This is a genomic window from Streptomyces lycii (genome assembly GCF_009735685.1).
Taxonomy (GTDB): Bacteria; Actinomycetota; Actinomycetes; order Streptomycetales; family Streptomycetaceae; genus Streptomyces; species Streptomyces lycii.
Genome location: NZ_WHPN01000281.1, coordinates 23419 through 43237, shown reverse-complemented (window position 1 = coordinate 43237; position 19819 = coordinate 23419). Strand labels below are relative to the sequence as shown.

Annotated in this window: 19 protein-coding genes; 11 read left to right on the top strand and 8 right to left on the bottom strand. The window is 72.6% G+C overall.

Annotation, left to right across the window (positions count from 1 at the left end; genetic code table 11):
* The first annotated feature begins 141 nt into the window (after window positions 1-141).
* Window positions 142-972, top strand: a complete 831-nt coding sequence (locus tag GCU69_RS14955) for a J domain-containing protein (protein ID WP_408055808.1) — start codon at window positions 142-144, stop codon at window positions 970-972.
* Between the two features lie 160 nt (window positions 973-1132).
* Window positions 1133-1477, top strand: coding sequence for a rhodanese-like domain-containing protein (locus tag GCU69_RS14950; protein ID WP_098754784.1), 345 nt, complete (start codon window positions 1133-1135; stop codon window positions 1475-1477).
* A 145-nt stretch (window positions 1478-1622) separates the two neighbouring features.
* Here the strand turns inward: GCU69_RS14950 and GCU69_RS14945 are convergent, their stop codons facing one another.
* The 5 genes from GCU69_RS14945 to paaA are packed head-to-tail and all read right to left on the bottom strand — an operon-like array spanning window position 1623 to window position 5440.
* Entirely contained in the window at window positions 1623-2819 is a 1197-nt protein-coding gene (locus GCU69_RS14945; protein WP_098754783.1) for a 2Fe-2S iron-sulfur cluster-binding protein, read from the bottom strand.
* Window positions 2819-3346 carry a 1,2-phenylacetyl-CoA epoxidase subunit PaaD gene (paaD, locus tag GCU69_RS14940; protein WP_156206315.1) on the bottom strand — a complete coding sequence of 176 codons (528 nt, stop codon included), beginning with the start codon at window positions 3344-3346 and terminating at the stop codon, window positions 2819-2821. Before paaD ends, GCU69_RS14945 begins: the two co-directional genes overlap by 1 nt.
* Complete coding sequence (paaC, locus tag GCU69_RS14935) at window positions 3340-4200, bottom strand: 1,2-phenylacetyl-CoA epoxidase subunit PaaC (protein WP_098754781.1); 861 nt, start codon at window positions 4198-4200, stop codon at window positions 3340-3342. Before paaC ends, paaD begins: the two co-directional genes overlap by 7 nt.
* Window positions 4197-4484 carry a 1,2-phenylacetyl-CoA epoxidase subunit PaaB gene (gene paaB, locus GCU69_RS14930; protein WP_098754780.1) on the bottom strand — a complete coding sequence of 96 codons (288 nt, stop codon included), beginning with the start codon at window positions 4482-4484 and terminating at the stop codon, window positions 4197-4199. Before paaB ends, paaC begins: the two co-directional genes overlap by 4 nt.
* Window positions 4481-5440 carry a 1,2-phenylacetyl-CoA epoxidase subunit PaaA gene (gene paaA, locus GCU69_RS14925; RefSeq protein ID WP_098754779.1) on the bottom strand — a complete coding sequence of 320 codons (960 nt, stop codon included), beginning with the start codon at window positions 5438-5440 and terminating at the stop codon, window positions 4481-4483. Before paaA ends, paaB begins: the two co-directional genes overlap by 4 nt.
* Window positions 5441-5720: 280 nt before the next feature.
* Between paaA and GCU69_RS14920 the strand changes: the two genes are divergently transcribed.
* From GCU69_RS14920 to GCU69_RS14910, 3 genes are read left to right on the top strand one after another with little or no spacing between them, the layout of a single operon-like run.
* Window positions 5721-6647 (top strand): DUF5819 family protein, encoded by a 927-nt coding sequence (locus GCU69_RS14920; protein WP_235978485.1) that lies wholly within the window; start codon window positions 5721-5723, stop codon window positions 6645-6647.
* Window positions 6644-7870 (top strand): HTTM domain-containing protein, encoded by a 1227-nt coding sequence (locus tag GCU69_RS14915; RefSeq protein WP_098754777.1) that lies wholly within the window; start codon window positions 6644-6646, stop codon window positions 7868-7870. The genes GCU69_RS14920 and GCU69_RS14915 overlap by 4 nt, the downstream gene beginning before the upstream one ends.
* The gene (locus GCU69_RS14910) at window positions 7867-8547 is read left to right on the top strand and encodes a TrmH family RNA methyltransferase (RefSeq protein ID WP_156206314.1); all 681 of its coding nucleotides are present in this window, start codon (window positions 7867-7869) and stop codon (window positions 8545-8547) included. The genes GCU69_RS14915 and GCU69_RS14910 overlap by 4 nt, the downstream gene beginning before the upstream one ends.
* A 225-nt stretch (window positions 8548-8772) precedes the next feature.
* Here the strand turns inward: GCU69_RS14910 and GCU69_RS14905 are convergent, their stop codons facing one another.
* Both GCU69_RS14905 and GCU69_RS14900 read right to left on the bottom strand, forming a co-directional pair.
* A complete protein-coding gene (locus GCU69_RS14905) occupies window positions 8773-10149 on the bottom strand; it encodes a 6-phospho-beta-glucosidase (protein ID WP_098754476.1) in 1377 nt (458 codons plus the stop codon).
* Complete coding sequence (locus GCU69_RS14900; RefSeq protein ID WP_098754475.1) at window positions 10146-10898, bottom strand: DeoR/GlpR family DNA-binding transcription regulator; 753 nt, start codon at window positions 10896-10898, stop codon at window positions 10146-10148. Before GCU69_RS14900 ends, GCU69_RS14905 begins: the two co-directional genes overlap by 4 nt.
* A 189-nt stretch (window positions 10899-11087) precedes the next feature.
* On the opposite strand from GCU69_RS14900, the gene GCU69_RS14895 reads away from it, so the two are divergent.
* The 4 genes from GCU69_RS14895 to GCU69_RS14880 all read left to right on the top strand — a co-directional run bounded on the left by GCU69_RS14895 (window position 11088) and on the right by GCU69_RS14880 (window position 15508).
* Window positions 11088-12155: a carbohydrate kinase family protein gene (locus GCU69_RS14895; RefSeq protein WP_098754474.1), complete on the top strand. Its 1068-nt coding sequence runs from the start codon at window positions 11088-11090 to the stop codon at window positions 12153-12155.
* A gap of 166 nt (window positions 12156-12321) precedes the next feature.
* Window positions 12322-13746: an extracellular solute-binding protein gene (locus tag GCU69_RS14890; protein WP_156206313.1), complete on the top strand. Its 1425-nt coding sequence runs from the start codon at window positions 12322-12324 to the stop codon at window positions 13744-13746.
* Between the two features lie 35 nt (window positions 13747-13781).
* Entirely contained in the window at window positions 13782-14690 is a 909-nt protein-coding gene (locus tag GCU69_RS14885; protein ID WP_156206325.1) for a carbohydrate ABC transporter permease, read from the top strand.
* Window positions 14687-15508: a carbohydrate ABC transporter permease gene (locus GCU69_RS14880; protein WP_156206312.1), complete on the top strand. Its 822-nt coding sequence runs from the start codon at window positions 14687-14689 to the stop codon at window positions 15506-15508. The genes GCU69_RS14885 and GCU69_RS14880 overlap by 4 nt, the downstream gene beginning before the upstream one ends.
* A gap of 156 nt (window positions 15509-15664) precedes the next feature.
* On the opposite strand, the gene paaN is transcribed toward GCU69_RS14880, so the two are convergent.
* Window positions 15665-17362, bottom strand: coding sequence for a phenylacetic acid degradation protein PaaN (gene paaN, locus GCU69_RS14875; protein WP_156206311.1), 1698 nt, complete (start codon window positions 17360-17362; stop codon window positions 15665-15667).
* Window positions 17363-17946: 584 nt separating this feature from the next.
* Between paaN and GCU69_RS14870 the strand changes: the two genes are divergently transcribed.
* Together GCU69_RS14870 and GCU69_RS14865 are read left to right on the top strand one after the other, a co-directional pair.
* Window positions 17947-18537 carry a TetR/AcrR family transcriptional regulator gene (locus GCU69_RS14870; RefSeq protein ID WP_098754477.1) on the top strand — a complete coding sequence of 197 codons (591 nt, stop codon included), beginning with the start codon at window positions 17947-17949 and terminating at the stop codon, window positions 18535-18537.
* Between the two features lie 655 nt (window positions 18538-19192).
* Window positions 19193-19747, top strand: a complete 555-nt coding sequence (locus GCU69_RS14865; protein WP_098754470.1) for an RNA polymerase sigma factor — start codon at window positions 19193-19195, stop codon at window positions 19745-19747.
* Window positions 19748-19819 lie beyond the last annotated feature (72 nt).

Here is a 19819-nt window from a genome sequence, read left to right as displayed (position 1 = left end):
GCCGGGTGCCGGGCTCGGGACGGACAGCATTAAGCCGTGCCGGTCGGTGCCGGTAGGACCAGGGCTGAGCCGAGGGCCGGGACCGGGCGGGACCGGGCGGGGCCGGGCCGTGCCGGGCGCGGTTGCTCGTAGGGTGGACGAGTGACGAATCCGGAAGCCGACCAGACGCAACCCACCCCCGAGCAGCTGGAGGCCGAGCGGCAGGCGGCCCAGCGGCTGGAGAAGGCGGTGCTCGCCGCGGAACAGGCCCTGATCGAGTTCGAGATCGCGGTGGAGACCTTCCGGGTCGAGGTGGAGAACTTCTCCCGGCTGCACCACCAGCGGCTCGGCCCGATGTACTCGCGGCTGGACGAGCTGGACGCGCAGATCGCGGAGGCGGTCGCGGCCCGCTCGGGTGACCCGGAGGACGAACGCCGGGCCCGGGAGCTGCGCGGCCTGGTGCAGCCGATGCCGGGGGTCGAGGAGCTGTTCCACGGCTGGATCGACTCGGAGGGCATTCCGCCGGAGGCCGACGCGATGCTCAACGACAAGCCGGTGCAGCCGCCGCGCCGGGTCCGGCCGAGCGAGGAGGCCCGGCGGATCTACCGCGAGCTGGTCCGCAAGGCCCATCCGGACCTCGCCCGGGACGACGCCGAACGTGAGCGCCGGGACGCCTTCATCTCCCGGGTGAACAGTGCGTACGCCCGCGGGGACCAGGAGCAGCTGCTGAAGCTCACCGAGGAGTGGGAGAAGGGCCCGGAGCCCGAGCGGCCCGAGACGGGCCCGAGCGAGGAGCTGTACGCCCGGCTGGAGTGGCTGGCCGAGCGCAAGGAGATGCTGGCTGCGGTGGCGTCGGAGCTGGAGTCGAGCGCCATCGGCTCGATGCTGCGGATGGCACCGGACGACCCGGACCGGCTGCTCGAGGAGATCGCCGAGCAACTGCTGGCACAGGTCTCCGAGCGGGAGGCCCAGCTGGCGAAGCTGGCCTCGTGAGGTACCCGGGACCCGTGCCGGGGCCGTAGCCGGCAGCCACGATCCCCACCCGCCCTTGCCCTGCCTTACCCCTGCCCCGGTCCCCTTCCTGTTTCCCGTCCCGTGCCCATGCCCATGTCCATGCCCGTGTCCGTGTCCGTGTTCGTTGAGAGGCTTGATCATGCATTTCGCGCAGGTGCCCGCAATTGATGCCGCAGAGGTGCCGAAGGACGGCTTCCTGCTGGACGTCCGGGAGGACGAGGAGTGGGCCGCCGGTCATGCGGAGGGAGCGCTGCACATCCCGATGGGCCAGGTCGTGGCGCGCTACGGCGAGCTGACCGAGGCGGCCGCCGGAGCGGGGCGGGTGCATGTGGTGTGCCGGGTCGGCGGCCGGTCGGCGCAGGTGACGCAGTACCTCGTCGCCCAGGGACTGGACGCGGTGAACGTGAACGGCGGGATGCTCGGCTGGGAGGCCGCCGGCCGTCCGCTGGTCACGGACGGCGGCGGCACCGCAGCCGTCATCTGACCGGCGCCGCACCCGGCCCGGGCGCCGAGCCCTCGCCCGGCGCCGAGCCTCCACCCGGGCACCGAGACCCGCTCGGGCGCTGCTCTCCACGCGCCGTGCCTCGCCCATGCGCCGTACCGCAGGCGCCGCGTCCGGCCGCCCGGTGTCAGCGGTCGAAGTCCAGCTCGGTCTCCGCGGTGGCCGGGTGCGACTGGCAGGCCAGCACATAGCCGGCCTCCACCTCGTCCGGCTCCAGGGCGAAGTTGCGGTCCATCCGCACCTCTCCGGAGACCAGGAAGGCCCGGCAGGTCCCGCACACGCCGCCCTTGCAGGCGTAGGGCGCGTCCGGCCGGTTGCGGAGCACGGTCTCCAGCAGTGACTCACCGGTCCGGACGGGCCAGCTGCCCGAGCGGCCGTCCAGCGTCGCGGTCACGGTGCTGTCCACGGGCGCCGCAGCGGCCATGCCGTCTCCGCCGGAGCCCGCACCTGCCGCTGTGGTGCCCGCCGACCCGATCGCCGTGTCGCCGTCCGCCGCGCTGTCCGCGGAGCCGTCCGCCGGGCTGCCGTCGACATGGAATATCTCCTGGTGGATCCGGTCCCGCCGGACGCCCAGACCGCGCAGCGCCCGGGCGGCGCCGTCGACGAGGCCGTGCGGACCGCAGAGGAACCAGCCGTCGACGGACTCCACCGGCAGCAGCGACGGCAGCAGCGAGCGCAGCCGGGGCTCGTCGAGCCGCCCCGAGGGAAGCCCGGACTGCTGGTCCTCGCGGGACAGCGCGTGCACCAGCTGGAGCCGGCCGGGCCAGCGGTCCTTGAGGTCGGCCAGCTCCTCCAGGAACATCGCCGAGGCGGCGGTGCGGTCGCTGCGGACCAGGCAGAAGCGGGCCTCCGGCTCCCGGGCGAGCAGCGTGGAGACGATGGACAGCACGGGCGTGATGCCGCTGCCGCCGACCACGGCGGCGTAGTGCCCGGGTGCGGGCTCCAGCACGAACCTCCCGGCCGGGGCCATCACGTCGAGGACGTCCCCGGCGGCCAGCTCCTTCAGGGCGTGGACGGAGAACGCGCCGCCCTCCACGAGCCGGACCCCCACCCGCAGGGTGCGCGGGCCGCCCGGACCGGGGGCGGGGGAGCAGACGGAGTAGGTGCGGCGGATCTCCTCACCCTCCAGGAACAGCCGGATCGCCACATGCTGGCCGGGGGTGTGCCGGAACGTCTCGCGGAGCCCGGGCGGCACGGCCAGGGTGACGGCCACCGAGTCGTCCGTGAGCCGCTCGACCCCGGTCACCGGCAGCGGGTGGAACGCGCCGTGCCGGGCCGGGACCGGTGCGGCCGTCTGCTCTTCCCGAGCCGTCTCCGGGGCCATCACAGCTCCTTGAAGTGGTCGAAGGGCTCGCGGCAGGACTCGCAGCGGCGCAGCGCCTTGCAGGCGGTGGAGGAGAAGCGGCTGAGCAGGCTGGTGGCCGTCGACCCGCATTGCGGGCAGCGGACGGCCAGTTCCACCGGTACCGGGCCGTCGGAGGCGGCGGCGCCGGGCGGGCCGCCGTCGCGGGTGGGGCGCGGCGGGGCTATGCCGGACTCGGCGAGCTTCCGGCGCCCCTCGGAGCTGATGGCGTCCGTCGTCCAGGGCGGGGAGAGGACGGTGCGCACGGTGACCTCGGGCACGCCGTCATCGTGCAGCACGCGCTCGATGTCGGCGGCCATTGTCCCGATCGCCGGGCAGCCGGTGTAAGTGGGGGTCAGTTCGACCTCGACCCGGCCCGGGCCCAGCAGCCGGACGCCGCGGAGCACTCCCAGCTCGTCGAGCGTGAGCATCGGCAGCTCCGGGTCGGGCACGGAGCCCGCCAGCTCGCGCAGCCGATCCTCCAGCGGGGTCGGGGCGGCGGTCACCACGACGCCCCCGGGTGGCTGCGGTGCAGATGCTGCATCTCGGCCAGCATCCGCCCGAACGGCTCGGTGTGCAGGCCCTGGCGCCCGGCCCCCGCGGTCCAGCCGTTGCGGCGCGGCCCCTCGGGCACGGACAGCGTGGCCCGGTCGAGCACGGCCGCGATGCGGGCGAGCCAGTCCGCCTCCAGAGAGGACGGATCGACGCCGAGACCGTCGACCGGCTGGAACAGCTCACCCGTGAAGCGCCACAGGGCGTCCAGTCCGCGCTGCATCCGCTCCCGGCTCTCCGCGGTGCCGTCGCCGAGCCGCAGTGTCCACTGCTCGGCGTGGTCGCGGTGGTAGGCGACCTCCTTGACGGCCTTGGCCGCGAGCGGGGCGAACGGGGCGCTCTCCGGGACGTCGCCGCGGGCCAGCCGGTCGTGGAGCAGCTCCTGCCAGGTGGAGAAGTAGAGCTGGCGGGCGATGGTGTGGGCGAAGTCGCCGTTCGGCTGCTCGACCAGCTGGATGTTGCGGAAGTCGCGCTCCTCGCGGAGATACGCCAGCTCGTCCTCGTCCCCGGCGAGCGAGAGCAGCGTCCTGGCCTGTCCGAGCAGGTCGAGGGCGATGTTGGCCAGGGCGACGTCCTCCTCCAGGACCGGCGCGTGCCCCGCCCACTCGCCGAGGCGGTGGGAGAGGACCAGGGCGTCGTCCCCGAGGGCGATCGCGGCCGCGGCGGCGGCACCGGTGAGGCGGTCGTCCCCCGCGGTGCCGGACCCGGGCGTCGCGGACCCCGGCGCCGCGGACCCGGGCGTCGCCGTCCCGGGCGTGGCCGTCCCGGAATTCCGGGTCTCGGGGGTCCCGGTCTCGGATGTCGTCGTCACAGGTGGCGCACCCCCTCGGGGATCTCGTAGAACGTCGGGTGGCGGTACGGCTTGTCGGCTGCCGACTCGAAGAACGGGTCCTTCTCGTCCGGCGAGGAGGCGGTGACCGCGGTGGACGGCACCACCCAGATCGAGACGCCCTCGGCCCGGCGGGTGTAGAGGTCCCGGGCGTTGCGCAGGGCCATCTCGGCGTCCGGTGCGTGCAGGCTGCCGGCATGGGTGTGGGACAGCCCGCGCCTGCTGCGCACGAACACCTCCCACAGCGGCCAGTCGGTGCTGCTCATGCGTCTGCCTCCCGGTGCTTCGCGGCGTACGCCGCTGCCGCCTCCCGCACCCAGGCGCCCTCTTCGTGGGCCCGCCTGCGCTGGGAGATCCGTTCTTCGTTGCACGGGCCGTTGCCGCGCAGGACCTCGCGGAACTCGTCCCAGTCGATCGGCCCGAAGTCGTAATGGCCCCGCTGCTCGTTCCACCGGAGGTCCGGGTCGGGGAGGGTGAGCCCGAGCGACTCCGCCTGCGGGACGCAGATGTCGACGAAGCGCTGCCGCAGCTCGTCGTTGGAATGCCGCTTGATCTTCCAGGCCATGGACTGGTCGGAGTGCGAGGATTCGCTGTCCGGCGGGCCGAACATCATCAGCGACGGCCACCACCAGCGGTCCACGGCGTCCTGCGCCATCGCGTGCTGCGCCTCCGTGCCGCGGCTCAGGGCGAGCAGCAGCTCGTACCCCTGACGCTGGTGGAAGGACTCCTCCTTGCAGATCCGCACCATCGCGCGGGCGTAGGGGCCGTACGAGCAGCGGCAGAGCGGCACCTGGTTGGTGATCGCGGCCCCGTCCACCAGCCAGCCGATGGCACCCACGTCCGCCCAGGTCAGCGTGGGGTAGTTGAAGATCGAGGAATAGCGCTGGCGGCCGGCGTGCAGTTTGTCGAGCAGCTCTTCGCGGCTGGTGCCCAGGGTCTCGGCGGCGCTGTACAGATACAGTCCGTGGCCCGCCTCGTCCTGCACCTTGGCCATCAGGATCGCCTTGCGGCGCAGCGAGGGCGCGCGGGTGATCCAGTTCGCCTCGGGCTGCATGCCGATGATCTCGGAATGGGCGTGCTGCGCCATCTGCCGGACCAGGGTGGCCCGGTAGGCGTCGGGCATCCAGTCCCGCGGCTCGATGCGCTCGTCCGCCGCCACCGCCGCTTCGAAGACCTCGGCCGGCGCACTCGCGCCGCCTGCCGCGTCCAGCACTGCTGTCATCCGAAAGCCCTCGCTCCCGTCGGCCCCGTCCGGGCACTCAGCCAATCAACCGACCGATCGTTCGGTTCAATGGTGTGGTGCGCTCCCGGGTGTGTCAAGGCTGTGGGCGACCGCCTGTGGACAACTGCCGGCAACTCCCTGTGGACGACCGCCTGTGGACGGCTGCCCGAGGACACCCCCTGCGGACGCCCCCTGCGGACGACGCCGACCGTCCGGCTGTCCACGAGGGGCCCCGGCTGAGTACCGTTCTCCGGGATCCGGGGGTTCAGGGAGAGGCGCGATGGAGCGAGACGAGCACCACGAGCACGTACGCCGCGAGCAGGGGGCCCCGGACAGCGGGACAGCGGCGACCGGAACCCCGATCCCCGGACCGGCCGGAGCGGGAATCCACGGCCGGGAACGGGAGACGACCGGGCACGGGCCCGCGGTGACACCGGCGTCCGCCGCGACACCGGCTGGGGTGACACCGGCGTCCGCCGCGACACCGGCCTCCGGAGCGGCGCACACGCCCGCCGGGGCGCCCGCGCCCCCGCGCACGCCGGGCGGGATCGCCTCCCTGTCGCTGCCGTCGCGAATAGTGGTCGCGGTGGTCACAGCCGTCGTCGCCGTGGCCGCCGCGGTGCATCTGGGCATGATGTTTCTGCACGTCGCACCGGCCAACACCGTCTCCAAGCAGCACGGCGAGGTCATCGACGACTACGTCTATCCGGAGTTCGAGCAGAACTGGAAGCTGTTCGCGCCCAACCCGCTCCAGCAGAACGTCGCCGTCCAGGCGCGGGCCGAGGTGGTGGCGGCGGACGGCGGTGTCTCCGTCACCAGCTGGACCGATCTCTCGGCCCTCGACGGCGCGGAGATCCACCACAGCCTGGTCCCCAGCCACACCCGGCAGAACGAGCTGCGCCGCGCCTGGGACTTCTTCGTCGGCTCGCACGACGAGGAGAACCGCCCGAACGGCCTGCGCGGCGAGCTGTCCGAGCGGTACGTCAAGCGCATCGTGCTCTCCCGGATCGGCCCGGCCACCGAAGGCGGCACGGTGCGCCGGATCCAGGTGCGCTCCGCCACCACCCCCGTCGCCCCGCCCGCCTGGAGCGACGAGAAGGTCGACCGGAAGACGGTCCACCGCGAGCTGGACTGGTGGCCGGTGGACGCCGGCGACGTTCCCGGCGACCCGGCCTCCGGAACCGCGGCGAAGGTGGACGAGTCGTGATCCCCGCTCGGGTCTCCGGCCCTCCGGCACGCGCCGTGGCCCGGATCACCGCCTCGGCCCTCGGCCCGTACCAGACCGCCGTGCTCCGCATCGGCATCTCCGCGACCTGGCTGTGCTTCCTGCTCCGGGAGTGGCCGCACCGCCATGAGCTGTACGGTCCGGACAGCCCCTGGGGCTGGGACATGGCGCGGCAGCTGGTCGAGGGGAACGGTGCGTTCACCGCGCTGCTGTGGTCCGACGACGTGCTGTGGTTCGAGGCCGGATATCTGTTCTCCGTCGTCTCCAGCGCCCTGCTGCTGCTCGGCTGGCGCACCCGCACCGTGTCCGTGCTCTTCATGGCCGGCGTGCTGTCCCTGCAGAACCGCAGCATCTTCATGGGCGACGGCGGCGACAACGTCATCCATCTGATGGCCGTCTATCTGGTGCTGACCCGCTGCGCCCGGGTCTGGTCGCTCGACGCCCGCCGGGCGCGCGTGCGGGCGGCCGCGCACGGGGCGGACCACGGACAACCTCCGCACGCCGACGCCACCGGCGTCGTGCTCTGGTCGGTGCTCGGTCTCGCGCTGACGGCCGTCACGCTCGGGCCCGGCCTCGGCTGGGGCTGGGCCCTGGTCTTCTGGGGGCTGTGGGCCGTACAGGCCCTGTGGTGGGCGCTGTGCCGGTACGCGCCGGACCGGGAGCCGCGCGCGGTCGCGGACATCGTCGCGAACCTCGTGCACAACGGGGCGCTGCTGGTGATCATGGCCGAGGTGTGCCTGATCTACGCCACCGCGGGCTGGTACAAGGTGCAGGGTTCGCGCTGGCAGGACGGCACCGCCCTGCACTACCCGCTGCACCTGGACTACTTCACTCCCTGGCCGGGCCTCTCCGAACTGGTCAGCAGCAGCGGCCTGCTGGTCATGCTGATCACCTACGGCACGGTGATCACGCAGGTCGCGTTCCCCTTCACGTTGTTCAACCGCCGGGTCAAGAACGTCCTGCTGGTGGTGATGATCGCCGAGCATCTGTCGATCGCGGTGCTGCTCGGGCTGCCGTTCTTCTCGCTCGCCATGGTCGCCGTGGACGCAGTGTTCCTGCCGACCGGCTTTCTGCGGGGCCTCGGCCGGTACGCGCGCCGGGGCACGGCCCGGCTGCGGCTGCCCGGGCAGCGCGGCGGCGCGGGGCGCGGGGACGCGGAGCGCGACGGCGACGGCCGCGGGCGGCCCCGTACCCTCGTCGGGTGAGCAGCGAGACCCCCGCCACCGAGCCGGCCGCCGAGAACGGGCCGCTCCCCCTCCAGTACGACGAGGGCCACGGCCCGGAGCCCGTCGGCGTCGGCCCGCACCCCGGGCCCTGGCCCGAGGGCCCGCGGTACGACCCGGAGCTGCTCGCGCACGGCGACCGCCGGAACGTCGTCGACCGGTACCGCTACTGGACCCGGGAGGCGATCGTCGCCGACCTCGACACCCGGCGGCACGACTTCCACGTCGCCGTGGAGAACTGGGGCCACGACTTCAACATCGGCTCCGTGGTGCGCACCGCCAACGCCTTCCTGGCCAAGGAGGTGCACATCGTGGGGCGGCGGCGCTGGAACCGCCGGGGCGCGATGGTCACCGACCGGTACCAGCACGTACGGCACCATCCGGACACCGCCGGGCTGACCGCCTGGGCCGCCGCCGAGAAGCTGCCGATCATCGGCATCGACAACCTTCCGGGATCGGTGCCGCTGGAGACGACGGCGCTGCCCCGCCGCTGCGTCCTGCTGTTCGGGCAGGAGGGGCCGGGGCTCACGGAGGAGGCGCGCGAACACGCGGCCATGGTGTGCTCGATCGCGCAGTTCGGCTCGACGCGCTCGATCAACGCGGGCGCGGCGGCGGCGATCGCGATGCACGCCTGGGTGCAGGCGCACGTCTTCGGCTGAGCGCCCGCCCCGCACTCCGAAGCGCCCGCCCCGCACCCCGAAGCGCCCGCCGGCGGTGCCGAGCGCCCGCTGCGTACCACTGAGCGCCGGTCGGCGGTCCCGGTCGCCGTGCCCCGCCCGTACCTCTGAGCGCCGACCGGCGCTGCCGGGTGCCGCGCTCCGTGCCCCCTGGGCGTCCGTCGGCGGTCCCGGTAGCCGCGCCTCCCGCCCCGAGCCGCCCCCCCCTCAGCGTCCCGCCGCCTCCAGGATCCGTTCCGCGACCCGTACGGAGTCCACCAGCGGGTGCAGCGCGACCGCCCGCAGCGCCGCCGACCGGGAGCCGCTCGCCGCGGCCTCGATCGCCGACCGCTCCACCGCCTTGAGCCCGAGCATCAGCCCGAGCTGGTCCGGTGCGACCGTGCCCGTCGCCAGCGGCCGCGCGCCCCCCGCGCCGACCAGGCACGGCACCTCGACGACGGCGTCCGCGTCGAACCCGGGCACGGCGCCGCGGTTGGGCACGTTCAGGATCAGCGTGGTGCGCTCGTCCCGCGCGATGGCGCGCATCAGGGCGAGGGCGACCCGGTCGTAGCCGCCGCCGTCGAGGTCGCAGCTGTCGCGCTGCCAGCCGCCGGTGGCCTCGCGGCTCTCGGCCATGTACGTCTCCTCGCGCTCCAGCCGGGTCCGCTCCCAGGCGTCGTAGGCCTGTGCCGGGCCGCCCTGTGCCGGGTCGGCGATGGAGCCCAGCTCGGCGTAGAAACGGGCCTGCTGTTCGCGCAGGAACTCGCCGCGGGTGGCGTCCGCGCCGGTCAGCGAGGCGACGGCCTCCCGGTTGAAGTAGTAGTAGTGCAGATACTCGTTCGGCAGCGCGCCCAGCGCGCGCAGCCAGTCGGCGCCGAAGAGCTTGCCCTCCTCGAACGACTCCAGGGCGCCCGGGTCGGCCAGCAGCCCCGGCAAGAGATCGCGCCCGTCCACGGTCACCCCGCGCAGCCAGCCGAGGTGGTTGAGGCCGACGTAGTCGTAGCTCGCGCGGTCGGGGTCGGCTCCCAGGGCGCGCGCCGCCCGCCTGCACAACCCCACGGGGGAGTCGCAGATGCCGATCACCCGGTCGCCGAGGCCGCGTTCGCGGAAGACCCGGCCCATGGCCTCGGTGACCATGCCGGCCGGGTTGGTGAAGTTGATGACCCACGCCTCGGGGGCGACCTCCGCGATCCGCTCGGCGATCCGCACCGCGACCGGCAGGGTGCGCAGCCCGTACAGCACGCCGCCCGCGCCGACGGTCTCCTGGCCCAGCACCCCTTCGGCCAGCGGGATCCGCTCGTCGCGGGTGCGGCCCTCCAGACCGCCGACGCGGATCGCCGAGAAGACGAAGTCGGCGCCGCGCAGCGCGTCGTCGAGGTCGGTGGTGGCGCGCACGGCGGGTGCCGGACCGCCCCCGCCGGGGCCCTGCGCGTGCCGCTCGGCCTGGTGGGCGAGCACGGCACCGATCGCGTCCAGCCGCGCTCGGTCGGTGTCGTACAGGACGAGTTCGGTGCAGCGGCCCTCCGGGGAGCCGCTGTCGTCGAGCAGCGCCCGGTACACCAGCGGCACGCGGAACCCGCCGCCGCCCAGCACGGTCAGCCTCATACCTGCAGAACCTCCGCATCGGCCTCGCGGAACCCGGCGACGGTGGCCGGGTCGGACGCCTCGTTGGTGATCAGTACGTCGATGTCGTCCGGTCCGCAGATCCGGGCGGTCCCGGTGCCCGGGAACTTTTTGGCGGTCGCGAGCAGCACCACCTGCCGGGCGGCGGCGAGCATGGCCCGCTTGACCGGCACCTCGACATCGGTGGTGTCGAGCACCCGGCCGTCGGGGAGCACGCCGCTGGTGCCCAGGAACAGCCGGTCGGTGTAGAGCGCGTGCAGAGCGGTCTCGGTCATGTGGCCGACCACCGACCGGTAGTTGCGCCGCACCCGGCCGCCGAGCAGGACGAGTTCGGGGGCCTCGTCGTCGCGCAGCTCCTCGTACACGGCGAGATTGCTGGTCACCACGGTGATCTTCCGGCCGTGCAGCAGCCGCGCCAGCTGGAGCGTGGTGGTGCCGATGTCCAGCAGCACCACGTCGCCGTCCTCGATCAGCGCGGCGGCGCGCCGGGCGACGGCGTTCTTGGCGTCGAGGTCGTCGACCTCCTCCTCGGCGAACGGCCGTTCGGAGGGTTCGCGGGCGACGGCGCCGCCGTAGACCCGGGTGAGCCGGCCGGCCTCGCTGAGATCCGTGAGATCGCGCCGCGCGGTGGCCTCGCTGACCTGGAGCCGCCTGGCGATCTCCCGGATGGGGAGCACCCCTTCCTCGCGGAGGACCCGCAGCAACTGCTCGTGGCGGTTCTCGCGCAACATGCTCGGCAATCTACCTTCTGTGAGCGAGTGTGCGCGAGTATGACCGAGGTATTGCATTTACCGGCTGTCGGTTGCAGGGTGTCGGTCACAGAAGTGAAGCTCCCGCGCGACGGAGCCACACGAGCCAGGAGAGGCACGAGCACGTTGAGTACCACCGGAACCGCCCAGCCGGCGCCGTCCCCGGCCCCGATGGATCCGCTGGCTGCCGTACGCCGTGAGGGCGACCCCGGACAGGACGTCTTCCTCACCGGCACGGTTTTCCTGGACATCGTCTTCACCGGCCTCGACCACGCCCCCGTGCGCGGCACCGAGTCCTGGGCCCGCGGCATGGGATCCAGCCCCGGGGGCGTCGCCAACATGGCGACCGCGCTGCGCCGGCTGGGCCTGCGCACCTCGCTCGCCGCGGCGTTCGGCGACGACGTCTACGGCGACTACTGCTGGGAGAGCCTCGCCGACAGCGAGGGCATCGATCTCGGCCCCTCCCACCGGGCGCCCGGCTGGCACTCGCCGGTCACCGTTTCCATGGCGTACGAGGGCGAGCGCACGATGGTCTCGCACGGCCACGAGGCCCCGAAGCCCTGCGTCAGCGTCGCCGAACGCCCCCGCTCCCGCGCCTGCGTCACCTCGCTCGACCCCGGTCACCGGATGGACGGCTGGGTCCGGCAGGCGTACGAGGAGGGCAGCAAGATCTTCGCCGACGTCGGCTGGGACGAGACCGGCGCCTGGAACGCGGACACGCTCGCCGACCTCACCTACTGCCACGCCTTTCTGCCCAACGCCGTCGAGGCACAGAACTACACCCGCACCGACACCCCCGAGCAGGCGGCGCGCGCCCTCGCCGAACTCGTGCCGATCGCCGTGGTCACCAAGGGCGGTGAGGGCGCCGTCGCCGTCGACTCGCTCACCGGGGAGAGCGCCGACGTACCGGCGCTGCGCGTCGAGGCCCTGGACACCACCGGTGCCGGTGACGTCTTCATGGCGGGCTTCACCACCGGCACCCTGGCCGGCTGGCCGCTCGCCGACCGGCTCGCCTTCGCCAACCTCACCGCCGCCCTGTCCGTCCAGCACTTCGGAGGCTCGCTCTCGGCGCCCGGCTGGGCCGAGGTCGCGGCCTGGTGGCAGTACGCGACCAAGTGCGGCGGCCAGAGCGAGGACGTGATGCGGCGCTACCGCTTCCTGGGCGACCTGCTGCCCGCGGGCACCACCGACTGGCCGCTGCGCCGCGCCACCCCCACGATCGGCTTCCGTCCGTCCTGACACGGCGCACCGGGCGGCGGCCGGACGGGACGACCCGTACGCCGGAGTCCCGTACGCCGGAGTCCGTACGCAGGTGAACAACGCCAGTGAACAGCCGTGAGTGAACAGCTGCCAATGATCAGCCGTCAGTGAACAGCCGCCGCAGGGCGCCGAGAGGAGAACCACGATGAGTGCGCACCGCCGCGCCCGGTCCGCGGGTACGGCTCTGGCCGCCACGACCGTCCTGCTCGCGTCCGCCTGTGTGCCCGGCACCGACGGGTCGGGGGCCGCGGGCGGTGCAGGCCCGGGTGCCGGGGCCACCGGGGTGCCCGATCCGGCGAAGGCCGGAAAGGTCACCCTCACGGTCTGGGACCAGGAGATCCGCGGCGGGCAGAACGCCGAGATCGAGCGGCTGAACCGGGAGTTCCAGGAGAAGTACCCGAACGTCACGATCAAGCGGGTGGCCCGCAGCTTCGACGACCTCAAGACGACGCTCAAGCTCGCGATGTCCGGCAACAACCCGCCCGACATCGTCCAGGCCAACCAGGGCTACCCCGACATGGTCGCCTTCGTGAAGGCCGGACTGCTGCTGCCGCTCGACAACTACGCGGGCATCTACGGCTGGAACACCCGCTACCCGAACACGCTGCTCAACCTCAACCGCGTCGCCGCCGACGGCAGCCGCTTCGGCACCGGCCGGCTCTACGGCATCTCCCAGACCGGCGAGTACGTCGGCGTCTACTACAACAAGGACGTCCTGGCCAAGGCCGGGGTGGAGCCGCCGAAGACCTGGTCCGACCTCACCGGGGCACTGCCGAAGCTCAAGGCCGAGGGCGAACTGCCCGTCCAGTTCGGCAACCTCGACCAGTACCCGGCGATCCACACCTTCGGCGTGCTCCAGAACCAGGCGGGCGGCGCCGAGGCCGTACGGAACACCGTCCTCGGCGCGGGCGGCGCCGGTACCGGCTTCGACAACGAGCACACCCGGGAGGCCGCCCGCACCCTGGCCGACTGGGCGGAGAAGGGCTATCTGCCGAAGGGCGCCAACGGCAAGGGCTACGACGACGCCACCAAGCAGTTCGCCTCCGGCGACGGCGCCTTCCTGATCACCGGGACCTGGCTGCTCGCCGACCTGAAGAAGCCGATGGGCGACAAGCTCGGCTTGATGCCCCCGCCGCCCGCGTCCGCCGGGGGCGCGCCGGTGTCCACCGGCGGTCAGGGACTCGCCTGGTCGGTGACGTCGAAGTCGGAGCATCCGGAGGTCGCCGCCGCCTATCTGGACTTCCTCACCGACGAGCACGCGGCCGATGTGATGACCGAGGAGGGCGTCCTGCCCGCAGTGCCCGGCAAGGCGGCGCGCGAGGTGCCCGCCGGCAGCGTCGACGGGCAGCTCATCGACGGCTGGGAACGGCTGAACGCCGCGGACGGCCTGGTGCCCTACCTCGACTACACGACGCCGACCTTCTACGACACCCTCTCCAAGTGGCTCCAGGGAGTCATCGACGGCAAGGTCTCCCCGGACGCCTTCGCGGAGGCGCTCCAGCAGGACTACGCGGACTTCCAAAAGCAGCAGCAGGAGGAGTCCGGACGGGCCGCGGGCGGCGAGCGGTGAGCGCGGGGCATCTCCCGGGCGGGCCCGCCGGGCGGCTGCGGGCCCTCGTCGGCCGGCACTACGGCGGCCGGGCCCCCGGCGAGCCGCGCGCGGTCGGTTATCTCTACCTCCTCCCGGCCTTCATCCTCTACGCCGTCTTTCTGCTCTTCCCGCTCTGCCAGACGATCTGGCTCTCGTTCGTGCACTGGGACGGCCTGACGGTCGCCACCGAGGCGGGTCTCGACAACTACCGTGATCTCTTCCGCGATCCGGTCCTGCGGGACTCCTTCCTGCACGCGCTCGCGCTGCTCGTCTTCTACGCCGCGCTGCCGGTCGCCATCGGACTGCTGCTGGCGTCCGTGCTGTCCCGCTTCCGGGTGCGCGGCATGACGTTCTTCCGCACCGTGCTGTTCCTGCCGCAGGTGCTGGCGATGGTGGTCGTCGCGGTCGCCTGGCGGTCGATCCTGGCGCCGGACGGGCTGCTCAACGACCTGCTGCGGACCGTCGGCCTGGAGGGGCTCACCCGCTCCTGGCTCGGCGACTACACCTGGGCGCTCCCGGCGGTGGGCGCGGTCGGCACCTGGGTGGAGACCGGTCTGTGCCTGGTGCTGTTCCTGGCCGGCACCCAGCGCATCCCGCGTGAGCTGTACGAGGCGGCGCGGATGGACGGGGCCGGAGCGGTACGGGAGTTCTTCGCCGTCACCCTGCCGGGGCTGCGGGCCGAGATCGCCGTGGCGCTGACCCTGACGATGATCGCCGGGCTGCGGAACTTCGACCTGATCTACATCACCACCGGTGGCGGGCCGGGCACCAGCACCTCCGTCCCCGCGTACCAGGTCTACCACCGGGCGTTCGAGATCAACGAGGTCGGCTCGGCGGCGGCGGTCGGGGTCGGCCTCACTGTGCTGATCTTCGTGCTGACGGTCGCCGTGACGCGGCTCGTGGAGGGGCGGAACACCACATGACCAGCCGTTTCGAACGCGTCGCCGGATACGGCGTACTCATACTCTTCGCGATCATCTCGCTCACCCCCGTCGTGGGCATCCTCTCCTCAGCCTTCGGCTCGCAGTCGTCACTCGACACCGGCTTCTCCCTCCCCGACGGCCTGAACTGGGGCAACTTCGCGGACGCCTGGACCCGCGGCCACTTCGGCAGCTATCTGGCCAACTCGGTGCTGGTCACGGTCGTCGTCGTGGCCGTCACCTCGCTGCTCGCGGTGCTCGCGGCCTATGCCTTCGGGGTGATGCGCTTCCCGGGCTCCACGCTGCTCTTCTATCTCTTCGTCCTCGGCCTCACCCTCCCCCAGGAGGCCCTGGTCGTCCCGCTCTACTTCGACCTGCGCCACTGGGGACTGACCGACACCTACTGGGCGCTGATCCTTCCGCAGACCGCGCAGTCCCTGGCCTTCGGCGTGTTCTGGATGCGGACCTACTTCCGCGGCAGCCCGCGGGCCGTGATCGACGCCGCCCGGATCGACGGCGCCTCCAGCTGGGCCACCCTCTGGCGGATCCTGGTGCCGATGGGACGGCCCGCGATCTCCACCATGGTGGTCATCGTCTTCATGTGGACCTGGAACGAGTTCCTGCTGGCGCTGGTGATGGTCAGCGACGAGGCGCACCGCACGGTGCCGCTGGGCCTGGCCTTCTTCCAGGGCCAGCACAGCTCCGACACCGCCCTGCTCGCCGCGGCCTCGGTCCTCATCGCGCTGCCGGTGGTGATCGTCTACGTACTGCTCCAGCGCCGCTTCATCGAGGGCATGCTCAGCGGCTCGGTGAAGGAATGACCGGCTGAGCGATGACCGCCGGGCGATGGCCGGCTGAGCGATGGCCGGCTGAGCGATGACCGCCGGGCGATGACGGGGGGGCACCTCCCGGCGGTCACGCGGTGACGGGGGCCGGCCGTTCCCGTACGGGCGGGCCCTGCTCGGCCCGCCCCCCGCTCAGGCCGGCCGGCGGACCTCGACCGTACGGAACCGGTTGGCCACGAACGCCCCGTCACACAGCGCCGCGTTCGCCGCCGGGTTGCCCCCGGAGCCGTGGAAATCGGAGAACGCCGCGGTCTGATTGACGTACACACCACCGGTGAGGTTCAGCGAAAGCTGCGCGCACTCGTCGAGACAGGCGTCCTCGACCATCCTCTCGACCTCCTTTGAGACCGTGTACGCCCCGACGGTCATCGCTCCCCGGCTGTGCACGGTGTGCCGCAGCAGGTCGACCGCGTCGGCGGCCGAGTCCACCGCCACCGCGAAGGCGACCGGCCCGAAGCACTCGCTGAGATACGGGGCCTCGGTGTCCGCCCCGTCCCACTGCTTCCGCGCCCCGTCGGCCTTGACGAGGACCGGGGTGCGCACGGTGGCGCCGGGGAACTCCGGATGCGTGATCGAGCGGGACGCGAGCGCGACCTCGCCCTGCTCGGCCGCGGCCTCGATACGCTCCTTCACCTGCGGGTTCACCATCGCGCCGAGGAACGCGGTCGCCTTGGCGTCGTCGCTCAGCAGCCGGTCGACCGCGCCCGCGAGATCGCTCACCACCTCGTCGTACCCCTTGTGGCCGGCGTCCGTGGCGATGCCGTCCCGGGGGATCAGCAGATTCTGCGGGGTGGTGCACATCTGGCCGCTGTAGAGCGACAGCGAGAAGGCGAGGTTGGAGAGCATCCCCCGGTAGTCGTCGGTCGATTCGACCACGACGGTGTTGACCCCGGCCTTCTCCGTGAAGACCTGGGCCTGGACGGCGTTCTCCTCCAGCCAGTCGCCGAACGCGGAGGAGCCGGTGTAGTCGATGATGCGGATCTCCGGCCGGGTGGCGAGCCGCTTGGCCAGCCCCTCACCCGGACCTTCCGCCGCCAGCGCCACCAGATTCGGGTCGAAGCCCGCCTCGGCGAGCACCTCACGGGCCGCGGCGACCGTCATCGCCAGCGGCAGCACGGCCCGCGGATGGGGCTTGACCAGCACCGGGTTCCCGGTGGCGAGGGAGGCGAAGAGGCCGGGATAGCCGTTCCAGGTGGGGAAGGTGTTGCAGCCGATCAGCAGCGAGACCCCGCGGCCGACCGGGGTGAACGTCTTGGTCAGATTCACCGGGTCCCGCTTGCCCTGCGGCTTGGACCACTCGGCGGTCTGGGGGGTGCGCACCTGCTCGGCATAGGCATACGCCACCGCCTCCAGCCCGCGGTCCTGGGCGTGCGGTCCGCCGGCCTGGAGGGCCATCATGAAGGCCTGCCCGGAGGTGTGCATCACCGCGTGCGCGAACTCGTGCGTCCGGGCGCTGATCCGGGCAAGGATCTCCAGGCACACCATGGCCCGGCCCTCGGCCCCGGCCCGCCGCCAGGTCCCCATGCCGGCCCGCATCGCCGGCAGCAGCATCTCGGGATCCGGATGCGGATACTCCACCCCGAGCTCGATCCCGTACGGCGACACCTCGCCGTCCACCCAGCCGTCCGTCCCGGGCTGGTCCAGCTGGAACCGGGACCCGAGCAGCGCCTCGAAGGCCGCCTTCCCGTCCCCGGCGGCGCTGTCGCCGTAGGCCTTCGGATGCTCCGGATGCGGCGACCAGTAGGCACGGGTGTGGATCGTCTCCAGCGCCTGGTCGAGGGTGCTGCGGTGCTTCTCGCTGAGCTGCTGCGCGCTGAGAGCGGCGGCCATGGGTGACCAACTCCTCGTCGAGCCGGGCTGTCGCATGGGGATGGCATGCGGCTGGCGTACGGATGGAACAACGGCTCTCAGAGTAACCGAACGATCGGTCGGTGCAAGGGTTGTGGATAACTGTTCCTCGCAGCCGGCCGGAGCGCCCCGGCGACGGCCGGGCGGAGACGGGAAGGGAGTGGCGCGCGGCGGGCCGGCCCGGCGGAACCTCCGGGCCCCTCGCCGGCCGGAAGGTGCGTGAACGGGGAGAACGCGTGCACGTCACCGTGCCCGGTGAAGGCGCCCGGGCCGCCGCCGGAGCCGGTCGGCCGCCGGAGCCGGTCGGCCTCGGGAGCGGGTCGGCCTCGGGAGCCGGTCGGCCTCGGGAGCGGGTCGGCACGGCTCCGGTCGGCCGGTCCGGGGAAGCCCGTCGGTCGGCACGGGCCCGGTCTCCCGGCACGGGAAGCCGGTCGGCCGGCCAGAGGAGCCGGTCGGCCGCGGCGCCGGATGCTGCCGGAACGGGCGGCCGGGCGGGCGGCGTGAGAAGGGGCACCCGCGCTCGTACCGGCTTCGGTGCGCCCCCTCCGCGGGGAACCTGGTTCAATCTGACCATGGCCAAGCGAGACACCTACACGCCCGAATCGCTGCTCGCGGTCGCCGTCGAGGTGTTCATCGAGCGCGGCTACGACGGCACCTCGATGGAGGACCTGTCCCGGGCCGCCGGGATCTCCAAGTCGTCGATCTACCACCATGTGCGCGGCAAGGAGGAACTGCTGCGGCTGGCGATAAGCCGCGCGCTGGACGGGCTGTTCGGCATCCTCCGGGAGCCGGAGGCGTGCGAGGGGCGCGCGGTGGAGCGCCTGGAGCACGTCACGCGCCGTACCGCCGAGGTGCTGATGGCCGAGCTGCCGTACGTCACCCTGCTGCTGCGGGTGCGCGGCAACACCGACACCGAGCGGTGGGCGATGGGACGCCGCCGCGAGTTCGACCAGCAGGTGTCCGAGCTGCTGAAGCAGGCGGCTGCGGACGGCGACCTGCGGGTGGACACGGACGCCCGGCTCGCGACCCGGCTGCTGTTCGGAATGATCAACTCCATCGTGGAGTGGTACCGCCCGGGCGGGGCGGGGGCCGACCACGGCGACGAGGTCGCCGACGCGGTGGTCCGGCTGGCTTTCGAGGGCCTGCGCAGGACCTGAATCAGTCGCAGGACCCGATGAACCGGGCGCAGGACCTGAGTCAGGCGCCGGGCGACAGACGGCGGGCGACAGACGGCGGGCGACAGGAGCCGGGCGGCGGGGCCGGGTGACATGCGGCGGGCACAGCGACGCTCCGGGCCGGATGTGTCCCGGTCAGGATTGCCCGAGCCGGATGTCCGGGGCCGGATGTACGCGGCCGGGCTCCGTGACCCCGGGTGGCCCCGAGTGGCCCCGGGTGGCCCCGGGCGTCCCGAATCCGGCTCCGGGCGTCGGGAGTAACCGTCGCACCAGGGTTCGGATCAGTTCAGATCATCACTCGATCGGGTGACTCGTCGTTGCGTCCAGCCTTCCGGCTACGCGTTTCCGGGCCCGCTCCCCTCTTTACAGAGTGCCGGGACACCCCGGCGGGTGGAAGACACGGAGAGGGGAGCCCGGAGTGCTCACAGTCTGGGGCTGGACGTGTGTGGCAACCGGTGTGAGTGCCGCGGTGGGAATCGCCCTGCGCGCCGGTGCCTACTGGATTCGTGAGGCGGCACGGCGGGAAACTCTCGGGGTCGTACTGCGCCAACTCGCCTCCGGCGGCGGTTCCGTGGAGGTCACGGACCGGGACGGCGGCTCGTGGTCCGCGAGGCTTCCCCACAGTGAGCAGGAATGAATGCCCGGAGAGCCCTTCGAGGAGGAGTTCGACGCGGTGTACCGGCGGTGGTACCGACCGCTGCTCGCCAAGGCCTCCATGGTGTGCGGAGCCCTGCACACGCTGGCGTACGACGCCGTGCAAGAGGCGTTCGTCCAGTGCTGGCGCCGGATGAACGCCCCGCACGCCGAACCGGTGAGGAACTGGGGGCCCTGGCTGACCAGGACGGTGATACGAGAGGCGGTCAAAGTCTGCAACCGCCACCCGGCTACGGCACCCCTCGACGAAGCCGAGTCGTCGGCGCGGGGCCCGGACATGGCCGCACTGATGGATGTGAAGGAGGGGTTCCTTCAGGTGTGCACCGCCATCGCGCGACTGCCGCCCCGCCAACGCGCCGTGATGGTGCTCCATCACCTGGACGGTCTCTCCGCGGCCGACATCGCCGACATACTGGGGACCGAGCCCTCGACTGTGCGGGTACAGCTGAGCACGGCACGCCGGAAACTCGAACCGCTGTCGGTCAAGCTGAGGCAGCTGGGTCTGTTCGACGCGGCCGAGGGAGGTGACCAGCGGTGACGGGGCATCGGCAGGAGCGAACCGATCACCCCCGGCCGACGCGGAACGACCCGGTCCGGAGCATGCTGCGCG